At 64.8% G+C, this 12,827-nt stretch carries 12 protein-coding genes; 3 read left to right on the top strand and 9 right to left on the bottom strand.

All coding sequences use genetic code 11. From position 1 onward, the window contains the following. Positions 1-5 precede the first annotated feature (5 nt). Entirely contained in the window at positions 6-1,430 is a 1,425-nt protein-coding gene (locus IVA74_RS01120; RefSeq protein ID WP_247339078.1) for a bifunctional serine/threonine-protein kinase/universal stress protein, read from the top strand. Positions 1,431-1,455: 25 nt separating this feature from the next. On the opposite strand, the gene IVA74_RS01115 is transcribed toward IVA74_RS01120, so the two are convergent. From IVA74_RS01115 to rpe, 3 genes are all read right to left on the bottom strand, one after another. Further along, on the bottom strand, positions 1,456-1,638 hold the full coding sequence (locus IVA74_RS01115) for a hypothetical protein (protein WP_247339077.1): 183 nt from the start codon (positions 1,636-1,638) through the stop codon (positions 1,456-1,458). Positions 1,639-1,659: 21 nt separating this feature from the next. After that, entirely contained in the window at positions 1,660-1,881 is a 222-nt protein-coding gene (locus tag IVA74_RS01110; RefSeq protein WP_247339075.1) for a hypothetical protein, read from the bottom strand. Positions 1,882-2,130: 249 nt separating this feature from the next. Beyond that, on the bottom strand, positions 2,131-2,832 hold the full coding sequence (gene rpe, locus IVA74_RS01105) for a ribulose-phosphate 3-epimerase (protein WP_247339073.1): 702 nt from the start codon (positions 2,830-2,832) through the stop codon (positions 2,131-2,133). A gap of 252 nt (positions 2,833-3,084) precedes the next feature. Between rpe and IVA74_RS01100 the strand changes: the two genes are divergently transcribed. Beyond that, positions 3,085-3,891 (top strand): EF-hand domain-containing protein, encoded by an 807-nt coding sequence (locus tag IVA74_RS01100; protein ID WP_247339061.1) that lies wholly within the window; start codon positions 3,085-3,087, stop codon positions 3,889-3,891. Positions 3,892-4,055: 164 nt separating this feature from the next. On the opposite strand, the gene IVA74_RS01095 is transcribed toward IVA74_RS01100, so the two are convergent. Both IVA74_RS01095 and IVA74_RS01090 read right to left on the bottom strand, forming a co-directional pair. Further along, entirely contained in the window at positions 4,056-5,054 is a 999-nt protein-coding gene (locus IVA74_RS01095; RefSeq protein ID WP_247339059.1) for a P1 family peptidase, read from the bottom strand. Between the two features lie 58 nt (positions 5,055-5,112). Next, complete coding sequence (locus IVA74_RS01090; RefSeq protein WP_247339057.1) at positions 5,113-7,923, bottom strand: PAS domain S-box protein; 2,811 nt, start codon at positions 7,921-7,923, stop codon at positions 5,113-5,115. Positions 7,924-8,162: 239 nt separating this feature from the next. Here IVA74_RS01090 and IVA74_RS01085 point away from each other — a divergent pair, with 239 nt between their 5' ends. Beyond that, complete coding sequence (locus IVA74_RS01085) at positions 8,163-8,549, top strand: response regulator (protein WP_247339044.1); 387 nt, start codon at positions 8,163-8,165, stop codon at positions 8,547-8,549. An 81-nt stretch (positions 8,550-8,630) separates the two neighbouring features. Here the strand turns inward: IVA74_RS01085 and IVA74_RS01080 are convergent, their stop codons facing one another. From IVA74_RS01080 to livM, 4 genes are all read right to left on the bottom strand, one after another. After that, entirely contained in the window at positions 8,631-9,749 is a 1,119-nt protein-coding gene (locus IVA74_RS01080) for a branched-chain amino acid ABC transporter substrate-binding protein (RefSeq protein WP_247339034.1), read from the bottom strand. Positions 9,750-9,933: 184 nt separating this feature from the next. After that, positions 9,934-10,677, bottom strand: a complete 744-nt coding sequence (locus IVA74_RS01075) for an ABC transporter ATP-binding protein (protein ID WP_247339018.1) — start codon at positions 10,675-10,677, stop codon at positions 9,934-9,936. Further along, a complete protein-coding gene (locus IVA74_RS01070; RefSeq protein WP_247339016.1) occupies positions 10,674-11,507 on the bottom strand; it encodes an ATP-binding cassette domain-containing protein in 834 nt (277 codons plus the stop codon). The genes IVA74_RS01075 and IVA74_RS01070 overlap by 4 nt, the downstream gene beginning before the upstream one ends. Next, positions 11,504-12,823, bottom strand: coding sequence for a high-affinity branched-chain amino acid ABC transporter permease LivM (gene livM / locus IVA74_RS01065; protein WP_247339014.1), 1,320 nt, complete (start codon positions 12,821-12,823; stop codon positions 11,504-11,506). Before livM ends, IVA74_RS01070 begins: the two co-directional genes overlap by 4 nt. Between the last annotated feature and the right edge of the window lie 4 nt (positions 12,824-12,827).

Genomic DNA, 12,827 nt, shown 5'->3' with positions numbered 1-12,827 from the left:
AGGCGATGCCGAAACCCCTGGTCAAATCAGGCGCAGAGATCGACGGCTACACTATCGGCGAATGCGTCCATGCCGGCGGGATGGCGACGCTGTGGACGGTCACCCATCCCGGCATCGACGTGTCGCTGCTGATGAAGATACCGCGGGTGTCGGAGGGCGAGGACCCCGCGGCGATCGTCTCCTTCGAGATGGAGATGATGATCCTGCCGCGGCTGGCCGGGCCGCATGTACCTTCATGTTTCGGCACCGGCGATTTCGCCCACCAGGCTTATGTCGTGATCGAGCGCATCTCCGGGACCACGCTCTACAAGCGATTGCCCGACCTGCCGCTGCCGTATGACGAGGCGCGGCGGCTCGTCGCCAGGATCGCGACGGGGCTCGCCGATTTGCACCGGCAGAACGTGATCCACCACGACATCAAGCCGAGCAGCATCATGTTCCGCGAGAGCGGCGAGGCCGTGCTGATCGACTATGGCCTGTCGCACCACAACCATCTGCCGGATCTGCTGCAGGAGGAATTCCGCCTGCCTTACGGCACTGCGCCCTATATGGCGCCGGAACGGCTGTCAGGCGTGCGCGATGATCCGCGCAGTGATCTGTTTTCGCTCGGCGTGCTGCTCTATTTCTTCACGACGGGCGAGCGTCCCTTTGGCGAGGGCGAGACGCTGCGTGCGATGAGGAGGAGGCTGTGGCGCGATCCGTACCCGCCGCGCGGCTTACGCGCCGACTATCCGCCCTGGCTCCAGGAGGTCGTGCTGAGGTGCCTCGAGATCGAGCCGGTGTGGCGCTATCCGACGGCGTCACAGCTCGCGTTCGATCTCGCCCATCCCGACCAGATCAAGCTCACCGCGCGTTCGGAGCGGCTGAAGCGCGATCCGCTCAGCGTCGCCTGGCGCCGCCGGTTCAACCAGGGTGTCATGGCGCCCCACGCGAAATCGGATGTCGCAGCCCAAATCGCATCGAGTCCGATCCTCGCGGTTGCGCTCGAGACGGTGGAAGGCGCGCCGGAGCTGAACGAGGCGCTGCGCGTCACCACCGAGCGCATTCTCGCGACGCTGCCGTCGGCGCGGCTCGCTTGCGTCAACGTGCTCAAGCTCAACCGGATCGCGATCGATCGGACGCTCGACGAGCAGGGCTCCAACAAGCATATTGACCGCCTGGTGGCGCTGAGGCATTGGGCGACGCCGCTCAAGCTGGATGAGAGCCGGCTGTCGGTTCATGTGCTGGAAGCGGTCGATCCCGCTGCGGCGCTCCTGGAATTCGCCGAGGTCAACCAGGTCGACCACCTCATCATCGGCGCGCGGCAGAGCTCGTTCCGCCGCACGCTGCTCGGCAGCGTCTCGGCCAAGGTGGCCTCGGAAGCGGCCTGCACTGTCACCGTGGTGCGGCCGCCGCGGCTGGCTGCGGATGCGGGCGAGGAGGCCAGATAGGGCCGTGCTCTGGATGCTGGAAGGTTCAGGCCGCGTGGGCGGAGCGCTTGCGGCGGATCGGCCAGGAGAACTGGGGGCCGGGCTCGCCGTGATCCGCGCTGCCGCCGAAGAACTGGATGAGCTCGCGGCAGGGCTCGCAGTTGAAGAGGTTACGCGACGCGGATGCCTTGGTCATTTCCTTCAGGCAGTTCGGGCAGTGCGGCTTCATGTGCTTGGTCCAGAAAAGAATTCAATGCCGGCGCGGCGACCGGAGCGGGTGATCCAGGTCCGCCGCTTCGGGCCCGGTGTCGTCGCGCATCTCGCCTTCGGAGCGTTCGAGCCGGCCGAAGAAATAATCGAGGTCCGGGTGCGGGCGCCGCGGAATGCGGCGCCTGCGCTTCGGCTGACGCTTCACGAGCGCGAATTGCACTTGCGTCAGATCCAATGGCGACGGGTGGTACGCAACGAACATGCCGGGACCTGCACCGGTCCGGCCGACGGCCCAAACACAACAAACGCACTGAAACCAAGCCACAACGCCACGCCAGTCCAAACCAGGGTCGTCGTCATGATGTGCTCCCGCGAAAACAGGCAAGAATCACTAGCGGTGATTTGCGCGAATCAGGGAAGCCCGGAGGAGTACGGATCAAGATTGCAATTTTAGGCATTGCGCGTCGCAGCATCCGTAGAAGCCGCTCATTCGCGGAAAGCGCGTGACGCCTCAGATCGCTTCGCCGCGTGCGCCTGCGGCCGCGTTGCGGATCGCGGCAATGTTGGTCTTGTACGCTTCCTGCGTGCCGCCCCTGAACACGGACGTGCCGGCGACGAAGGCGTTGGCGCCAGCCGCGGCCAGGAGACCTGCGACGTCGGGACCGACGCCGCCATCGACCTCGATGTCGATCGGACGGCCTGCCGTCATCGCGCGGATATCGCGGATCTTGCCGATCGCGGAGGGGATGAAGGCTTGGCCGCCGAAGCCGGGATTGACCGACATCACCAGCACAAGGTCGACGAGGTCGATGACGTATTCGAGCACGCTGATCGGCGTGCCTGGATTGAGCGAAACGCCGGCCTTCTTGCCGAGCGCGCGGATCGCCTGGAGCGAGCGGTGCAGATGCGGACCTGCCTCCGCATGCACGGTGATGTGGTCGCAGCCGGCTTTCGCGAAGGCCTCGAGAAAGGGGTCGCACGGTGAGATCATCAGATGGGCGTCGAAGATTTTCTTCGTATGCGGGCGCATCGCCTTGATGATGTCGGGGCCATAGGAAATGTTCGGAACGAAGTGCCCGTCCATCACGTCGAGATGGATCCAGTCGGCGCCGGCGGCGTCCACGGCGCGCACATCCTCGCCAAGCTTGGAGAAATCCGAGGCCAAGATCGAGGGCGCGATTGCCAGGGGGCGGGGGGCGAAGGCTTGGGTCATAGCGCGGTTTCCCGTGGCGGCCGTGAAAGATGAACTCGCCTAACATGGGCCTCTCAGCCGGGCAATGCAGGGGTGGCGAGCTTTCTGTGGGCGGAAATTTCTGCCGCGATCGGCATGAATTGCCGGTGTTCCCGGGCCGTGCAAAGTGCGGCGAAGGCGGATTTCATTGAGCTTTTTTCGCTGGCACGGCGCTTGCTGACGTCACCTCCAGGACATTGGCCGCGGCATGCCGCATCGGTTGGAGTTTTTGCGATGTTGTTTGCCCTTGGTGCCGCATCGAGTGCGCTCGACGCGATCCAGTCGCTGACGAATTCGAAATCGTCCTCGTCGACCCAGAAGACGGGGTCTTCGAAAGGCGCGACCAATCCGTTCGCGATCGACAGCGGCAGCAACAGCACGACCAGCGGCGCGACCTCTTCGGTCAATTCGGGCAAATATCCGAAGATCTCGCCGGAGACGATGAACGCGTTGCTCGCCGCGCAGAGCCAGTCCTCTGACAGTACGAGCAGCACAGCCAGCTCGACCTCGTCGAACCCCACGTCCTCCACGTCGACGTCCTCGACGAGCCGTGACGCCGCGCTGAAGGACCTTTTTTCGCAGATCGACGGAGACGGCGACGGCAAGATCACCAAGTCCGAATTCGAGAATGCGCTGGGTGCCGGCGGCACCAACACGGCGCAGGCCGACGACGTGTTCTCCAAGCTGGATTCGAATTCCGACGGCAGCGTCAGCCTCGACGAGATGTCGAAGGCGCTGAAGAGCGGCCATCACGGCCACCATCGCGCGCAAGGTGCGGGCGATGCGTCCGGCACCGGTTCGGATGCTTCCTCGCAGTCGAGCGGCGGTTCGACCTCGACCACGACAACCGGCGCCGACGGCTCGTCCACCACCACCGTCACCTATACCGACGGCTTCAAGATGTCGACAACGGTCCCGGGCGCCCCCAGCGCCTCCGGTAATTCGGCTTATGATCTGTTTGCGCAGTTGATGCAGCGGCAAGGCGGGCACGGGCAAGGCGCCTCAGCGGCTGCCGGCTCGTCCATGTCGATGAGCGTGTGAGCGAGAAGCTCTCCCTCCGCAAATTGCGTCGTCGTGCCCCGCGGAGACGGGGCATCCAGTACGCCGCGGCCTTTCGGTTCAATCATTTATCGTCTCTGGAATACTGGATCGCCCGGTCTTCGCCGGGCGATGACGTGTGACGTGTTGCGAGATGCGAGTGCTACTTACGCGCCGAAGCGATCCTTCCACGCCGGTAGTGCCCCTGCGAACGGCAGTGCTGTCGCATTGTAAATGCCACGTGCGATCGCGCGCGCGACCACGTTGGCGGCGACCGTGCCGAGTTCGGTGAGGCCGACCAACGGCTCGACCGGCTTCTCGCCAGTCGCGGCGGCAAACAGCACGTCGCCGTCGGTCGGGGCATGCACCGGATAGATCGCGCGGGCAAACCCGGTATGCGCGATCATTGCAAGCCGCTTGGCCTGTGCCTTGGTCAGCGTCGCGTCGGTGACGACGAGGCCGATCGTGGTGTTTTCGCGCGCGGTCGCGGCGAGCCCGCCCTTGATGCGCATCGCCAGCATGTCCCGTGTGAACGCGGACGGCAGGCCGCGCCCGCCGAACTCGCCGTTCTCCTCGAATGGCGCTGCCCAGAACCACGGCCCGTCGCCGACGGTGGCGCTGCCGACCGCGTTGACGACGATAATCGCGGCGACCTTGATGCCGTTGGCCAGGACCGCGGAAGCTGACCCCAGCCCGCCCTTGAAGGTCGCGGTGGTGGCACCCAGGCCGGCGCCGACGCTGCCCAGCGCGAAATCGTGGCTTGCGGCCAAGGCCGCGGCGTAACCGAGATCGCGATAGGGCGCGAAGCGCCCCCAGGCCTTGTCGCCACCATTGAGGAGGTCGAACACGATCGCACCCGGCACGAGCGGGATCACCGCGCCGCGGATATTAAGACCGCGACCCTGCTCGGCGAGCCAGGCCTGCACGCCGCCGCCGGTCTCGATCCCGAAGGCGGAGCCGCCGGACAACGCGATCGCATCGACCCGTTCTTGCGTGCTGGCAAGATCGAGCAGGGCATCCTCGCGGGTACCCGGTCCGCCGCCGCGGATGTCGATCGCCGCGACCGCCGGTTGGTCGAAGATGATCGCGGTCGCGCCCGAGGCGAGTTTCGCATCCTCGGCATGGCCGACGCGGACGCCGGCGATATCGGTGAGAAGGTTTTTCAAGACGGCTCCGCAGGCTGAAAGGCGATCGCTTCAGCGATATCGCAGGGATGCCGCAGGCTCAACCGGCGAGCGCGGTCCTGAGCATCTTGGCGAGCTCGGACTTGCGGTAGGGCTTTGCCAGCAGCAGCACGCCGGAATCGAGCCGGCCGTGGTGGACGATGGCGTTCTCGGTGTAGCCCGAAGTGAACAGCGTCTTGAGGTCGGGGCGCCGGCGCGCCGCCTCATCGGCGAGCTGGCGGCCGTTCATGTTGCCCGGCATGATGACGTCCGTGAACAGCAGGTCGATGTCCTTGTCGGAGTCGATGATGATGAGGGCCTCGGCCGCGTTGCCGGCCTCGAGGGCGGCATAACCGAGGCGCTTGATCTGGGTCACGACATATTGCCGCACCAGCGCGTCGTCCTCGACGATCAAGATCTTCTCGTCGCCACCGGTGACGGGCGCGTTCTGGAGCGCCTCGAACTCGGTCTCCTGCACGCCGCTCGAGCGCGGCAGGTAGATCTTCACGCTCGTGCCGTGGCCTTCCTCGCTGTAGATCTTGACGTGGCCGCCGGACTGCTTGACGAAGCCGAACACCATGCTGAGCCCGAGGCCGGTGCCCTTGCCGACCTCCTTGGTGGTGAAGAAGGGATCGAACACCCGGTCGATCAACTCCGGCGGGATTCCGGAGCCGGTGTCGCTGACGGCGATCATCACGTAATTGCCGGCCAGCACGTCGGGATTCATGCTGGCATAACCGTCGTCGAGGAAGATGTTGCGGGTCTCCAGCACCAGCGTGCCGCCGTCGGGCATGGCATCGCGCGCGTTCAGCGCGAGATTGAGGATCGCGGTGGAAAGCTGACCCGGGTCGATCAGTGCCGGCCATGCATCCTCGGTGAGCTGCGGCAGGATGGTGATCTGCTCGCCGAGGGTGGGATGCAGGAGCTTTGCGGCCTCGAGCGTCAGGGCGTTGACGTCGATTTCGCGCGGCTGGAGCGGCTGCTTGCGGGCGAAGGCGAGCAGATGCTTGGTCAGTTGCGCGCCGCGTTCGGCCGCATCGTCGATCAACTTGGTGATGGCGGCGAGTTCGGGACGGTCAGCGACCGCATCCGCCAAAATGCCGATCGTGCCGGTGATGACGGTCAGCACATTGTTGAAGTCGTGCGCGACACCGCCGGTCAATTGACCGATGGAATCCATCTTCTGGACGTGCCTGAACTGCGCCTCGGCCGCCTGCTTCTCGGTGAGGTCGCGGCCGATGAAGAAATGGCGCTTGACCGGATCGGACCAGGTGCCCATCCAATTCAGCGTGACCTCGTGACCGTCGTAGTGGTAGTAGCGCGCCTCGAAACTGCGCTTGACGGCGCCGCGCCGCGCCGCGCGCATCTCGCTTCGTGTCCTGTCGAGATCGTCGGGATGGATGAACTCGGTTGCGCTGTGTCCGACCATGTCCTCCGGACCGAATCCGAGGATATCCTTCACGCTGGGGCTGACCTGGACGAAATTGCCAAAACCGTCGGTGACCAGGATGAGATCCTGCGAGGTCTCGAAGATGCGCTGCCGCTCCTCGATCTCGCGGCGCAGTTTCTCCCGTGACTGCTTCTCCTCCGTGATGTCGTGGGCGATCTTGGAGGCGCCAATGATCTCTCCGCCAGCTGTTTTGAGCGGAAAAATATTGAGCACGACGTCGAGCCGACGGCCGTCCTTTCGGATGCGGACCGTCTCGTGCTGGGCGATCGTTTCGTTGCCGCCGACCCGGTTCAGGATACCCCTGACCTCGGCCTTGCGGTCGTCCGGCACAATGATGTCGATCGGCTTGCCGATGGCCTCCGTGGCGGCATAGCCGAACAGATGTTCGGCGGCCTTGTTCCAGCCGGTGATGACACCGTCGAGCGTCTTCGTGATGATGGCGTCATTGGCGGATTCGACGACGGCGCCGTACAGGGCAAGGCGCTTGCCGTAGTAGTCGCGATCCAATGCCGACTGCTGGCGCAGCCTGCCGACCAGGCCCACCGTGTGGGCCTGGAGGCGGACATTTTCGATCAGAAGCACCGCAAGCACGAAGGTAGCTGCGCAGAGGCCGTAGAAGCGGCCGGCGTAGAAGCCGAGATCGAAGCGCGCGACGTTGACGATCGCCGACAGCGCGATGTCGAACAGCCAGGCGCACATCACGACCATGAGCCAGACGTCGATGATCGAATGCGGACGCCGGAACCACAGCGAGACCAGTGCAGCGAAGCTCAGGGACCAAACGAAGGACACCACGCCGATCATGAGCTGCGTATAACGGCCATCGCGCAGCAGGACCGGCAGCAGATCGTGCTGGGCAGTGACGATCCAGGTCAAGACGATCGTGACCGCAACGACGCCGAGCGCGCTGGCGCAGATCGCCTTGCTTGCCGAGCCTGAGATCCTGGTGCCGCCGTCGGCCTCCTTCAGCCAGGCATAGGCCAGCACGCAGAGCGGGAAGCCGCCGTGCCAGATCATGTAGAGCCAGACCGCGGTCTGCTGATCGGCACGCAGCAACCCCGTCGGCGAGAAAAGTCCCGGGAAGGTGAGGGCATGGCATGTGGCCGCCGCGGCAGTGAACAGATAGCCCGTTGCTAGCACGAGTAGTGCGCGGGTCCGGAGCACCGCAAACTGCGACAGCAGAAGGAGCGCGGTGATGATGTCCGCGGCGGCGAGGGCGGATTGATAGCTCGCGACGAAGGCTGGCACAGGCAGCAGCGGGATACCTGCGAACGGTACGGCCAGTGCGAACAGGATCGAGGCGACGCCGACGATCGCCAATGCTGCGGTGCGGTCCGACGCGGTGGCCGGCAAGGTCGACAGGAATGTGTTTCGCTCGGTCGTCGCGGACAGGTCCAGCTCTCGCGAATCGGTCTTGAGCATCTTCGCCAGTCTCATTTGGCCCAATGAAATTCCGTCCATGGTAGCTGGTTCTGGGCACGCATCATGACAAAACCCACCGCGACTCAACCGAAGGTTACAGCTTACTTAATCTTGTTGGGAACGCGCACTAGGGATCGGGTAAGATGCGCTTTACTGGACGGTGCCATAATGCCTCCCACTGCTATGGGTTCCAGGTTTGAATCAGGCATTTTGATTTCAGGATCCGGGAGTTGTTCCCTATGGCCCGCGTTCTCATCATCGACGACCAGAAGGACGTCCGTGCGATGGTCGCGATCGTGCTGCGCGTCAACCGTTACGAGGTCGTCGAGGCCGACAGCGGCGCGGCAGGGGTGAAAGCGTTCAGCGCGGCCTCCTTCGACGCGGCCATCGTGGACATTTTCCTCGGCGACACCAGCGGCGTCGAGGTCATCTCGACTCTGCGCGAGCTTGCACCGCGCCTCCCGGTCATTGCCGTGTCGGGGATGACCGCGCTGGACTTCATGGAACAATCGCCCCACCTCGCCAACGTGGTCTGCCTGCAAAAGCCATTTCGGCCGAACGATCTTCTGCAAGCGCTGCGGAGGGCCCAGGCCGCGGCGGACGGCGAACTGCCCGCAGCCGTCTGACCTTGCCGCAGGAAGCAACGCCCCGGGGTAACCCGGGGCGCGATGATGATTGGAGGAGGCCTTCGGGCCCGGCAAGTGCGCTCAGGTGCCGTTGCCGCTGATCGCGGCGTAGCCGCCCTTGGCGTCCCATTTGTAGACGACGTAGTCGAGCTGCTTGATGTCGCCCTTGGCGTCATACTCGATCGGCCCGATCACGGTGTCCCACTTGCCGGCCTTGATGGCCGCCATGACCTTCTTGGCGTCGGTGGTGCCGGCCTTCTTGGCCGCCTGCGACCAGACTTGCATCGCCGCATAGGTGTAGAGCGTGTAGCCCTCGGGGTCGATGTTCTTGGCCTTGAAGGCGTCGACGATCTTCTTCGCGGTCGGCTTGTTGCGCGGATCGGGGCCGAAGGTGAACAGCGTGCCTTCGCCGGCCGGGCCGGTGATGGAGGCGTATTCCTTGTCGGCGAGCGCGTCGCCGGCCATCAGCACGGTCTTGAGGCCCTGGTCGCGCATCTGGCGAAGGATGAGGCCGCTCTCCTGGTGGTAGCCGCCGACATAGACGAGATCGATGTTGTCGCGCTTCAGCCGCGAGACGATCGCGTTGAAGTCCTTGTCGCCCTTGTTGTAGGACTCGTACATCTTCTCGGTAACGCCGGCCTTGTTCAGCGCCTTCTTGGTTTCATCCGCAAGACCCTTGCCGTAGGTGGTCTTGTCGTTGAGGATGGCGATGTTCTTGCCCTTGTAGTTCTTGGCGATGTACTGGGCGGCGACCAGGCCCTGCTGGTCGTCGCGGCCGCAGACGCGCGCCACGTTCCACAGTCCGCTATCGGTGAACTTCGGATTGGTGGAGGCGGGGGTGATCTGGAGCACGTTGCCGTCGGCATAGGCCTCCGAAGCCGGGATCGACGACGACGAGCAATAGTGCCCGGCGACGAACGGCATCTTGGCACTGGCGATCTTCTCGGCGACCGAGCGCGCCTGCTTGGGATCGCAGGCATCGTCCTCGACAGAGAGCGCGAGCTTCTTGCCGTTGACGCCGCCGGCGGCGTTGATATCAGCCACGGCCATCTCGGCGCCGTTCTTCATCTGGCGGCCGAAGGCGGACTCGCCGCCGGTCATCGGACCTGCGACTGCGATGTTGACATCCTGCGCGAACGCCGCGCTCGACAGCGCGATCGAAGCGCCGAATGCCAGACCGATGAGCTTCAGTGATTTCATGAGATACCTCGAGGGTGGTCGCCTGTGGACGTTGCCGGGCATGCCCGGTTCAAACCGGCGCCATTCTTGAATGAATCTTGGGAGAAGTCACCGGCAAAATACGGGCATTGGCGCAGATATCTCGCCACATTCAGCCGCACGCGGGTCCGCAGACTTGGCTCTTGAGGGTTCGTTCTCGGGCGCCTCAGCCGTGCCGCCCGCCTTCCAGGTAGGCGGCGCGAATCTCGGGGCGCTGCAGCAACTCGGCGCCGGTCCCGGCCAGCGTGATCAGGCCGTTGACCATGACATAGCCGCGATGGGCGAGCTTGAGCGCATGGTTGGCGTTCTGCTCGACGATCAGCACGGTCAAGCCGTCCTGCCGGTTCAGAGTGCGGATCGCGTCGAAAATCTGGCGCGCGATCAGCGGCGCCAGCCCAAGCGAAGGCTCGTCGAGCAGGAGCAGGCGAGGACGGCTCATCAAGGCGCGGCCGATCGCCAGCATCTGTTGCTCGCCTCCGGACAGGGTTCCGCCGCGCTGGGCGTAGCGTTCCTTCAGCCGCGGAAACAGCGCGAACACGCGTTGGAGCGTCGCCTCGCGTTCGCCGTCGGTACATTCGGTCGCGTCCGCCCCCATCTGGAGGTTTTCCGCCACGCTCATGCGCGGGAAGATGCGGCGGCCTTCCGGCGATTGCGCGATGCGCAAATGCGCGATCTCGTGGGTGGGAACGCCGGTGATGTCGCGGCCTTCGTACAGGATTTGGCCGGCGCGGGCGCGCGGCTTGCCGAAGATCGTCATCATCAGCGTCGACTTGCCGGCTCCGTTGGCGCCGATCAGCGCCACGATCTCGCCGGCGTTGATCTCGACGTCGACGCCTTTCAGCGCCTCGATCTTGCCGTAGGCGGCGCGAAGGCTGCGGATCGCGAGCAGGGGAGCGGGGGCCGGCGTCACGACCCGCTCTCCATCACGGCCACGGCCTCTTCCTCATCGGTGCCGAGATAGGCGGCGATGACCTTGGGATCGTCGCGAACCTCGCGCGGGGAGCCTTCCGCAATCCTCACGCCATGGTCCATCACCACGATATGGTCGGAGATCTCCATCACGACCGACATGTCGTGCTCGATCAGCAGGATCGAGGTGCCGAGGTCGTTGCGGATCGAAAGCAACAGCTCGCTCAGGGCCGCGCTCTCGCGCGCGTTGAGGCCGGCGGCGGGTTCGTCGAGGCACAGAAGCGCGGGCTCGGTGCACATCGCGCGCGCGATCTCCAGCCGGCGCTGGTCGCCATAGGCGAGATTGCCAGCGGCGTCGTCGGCGCGATCGAGCAGATTGATGCGCTTGAGCCAGTCGGTGGCGAGATCGATCGCCTGCTTTTCGGCGTCGCGATAGACGGGGGCGCCGACAAGGCCCAGGAAGGTGAAGCCGGAGGCGCGCATCAGTACGTTGTGCTGCGCCACCATCAGGTTTTCCAGCGCCGTCATGCCGGGAAACAGGCGGATGTTCTGGAAGGTGCGGGCGACCTTGGCCTGCTTGGCGATACGGAAATCGTTCAATCGCTCCAGCGCGATCACCTTGCCGTCGCCATGGGTGAGGCGAATGGCGCCGCCGCTCGGCTTGTAGAAGCCGGTGATGCAATTGAAGACTGTGGTCTTGCCGGCGCCGTTCGGCCCGATCAGCGCGGTGATCTTCTTCCGCTCGGCTGCAAACGACAGGTCCTGCACGGCGACGATCCCGCCGAAGCGCATGGTCAGCCGGTCGACGCTGAGAATCTCGTCGGCGCTCATCCGTGCCCTTCCTTGACGAGGTCGGAGGAGATCGCCTGCGCCTTGGTCAGATACACGGTCGGTGCGCGATGGCCGATCAGGCCGCGCGGCCGCCAGATCATGATCAGCACCATCGCCATGCCGAACACCAGCATGCGGTAATTCTCGAGGCCGCGGAACAGTTCGAAGCCGCCGATCATGGCGAGCGCGGCGAGTGCCACGCCAAGCTGCGAGCCCATGCCGCCGAGCACGACGATGGCGAGGACCAGCGCCGATTCCTGGAAAGTGAAGGATTCCGGACTGATGAAGCCCTGGCGGGTTGCGAAGAACGCGCCGGCAAAGCCGCCGAACATCGCACCGGTCGCGAATGCCGTGAGCTTGGTGGTCGTGGTGTTGATGCCGAGCGCGCGGCAGGCGACCTCGTCCTCGCGAAGCGCCTCCCAGGCACGGCCGATCGGCAGGCGGCGCAGCCGGATCGTCACCCAGTTGGTGAGGAGCGCAAGCGCCAGGATCAGATAGAACAGGAAGACGATACGGTGGGTCGGCGAATACTCGATGCCGAGTTTGGCGGCGAGCCCGTTGTCGCTGTTGTCGAGCGGGATGCCGAAGAAGGAGGGGCGAGGAATGCTGGAGACGCCGTTGGGGCCCCCGGTGAGGTCCTGCCAGTTGATGATGACCAGGCGGATGATCTCGCCGAAGGCAAGCGTCACAATGGCGAGGTAATCGCCGCGCAGGCGCAGCACGGGGAAGCCGAGCAGCACGCCCCAGAATGCGGCAAGGATGCCGGCAAGCGGCAGGCAGACCCAGAACGACCAGCCGAAATTGGTGGCGAGCAGCGCGTAGGAATAGGCGCCCACCGCATAGAAGGCGACGTAACCGAGATCGAGCAGGCCGGCGAGGCCAACCACGACGTTCAGTCCCCAGCCCAGCATCACATAGGTGAGCACGAGGATTGCGAGGTCGAGGATGTAGCGCTGGTCATAGAAGATCACAGGCACCAGCAGCGTGAAGATCAGGAGCGCCGGTGCGAGATAGCGGCCGACGAACGACATGCCGCTTTGCAACGCAGGCGGCACCAGCTTCTCGGCGCCGGTCGGGCCGATCCATTGCCTGAGCAGCTCGATCACGATCGAGCCGCCGAACACGGCGGCGACGATGGATGCGAGGTCGCCGAAACGCGTCCAGTAGGTGAGCTGGCCGTCGGAACCCGCCTCGGTGCGGATGCCGATCATCAGCGAGAACAGCACCAGCGCGATCAACGCGTTGAAGCAGGCGGTCTTCAGGAGAGCGGGGATGCCCGATGGAGCTTTGGCCGTATTGATCGAGGGAGTTTTCACGCGC

The sequence above is a fragment of the Bradyrhizobium sp. 132 genome, from assembly GCF_023074185.1.
GTDB lineage: Bacteria > Pseudomonadota > Alphaproteobacteria > Rhizobiales > Xanthobacteraceae > Bradyrhizobium.
This window is presented reverse-complemented; position numbering and strand designations above follow the sequence as displayed.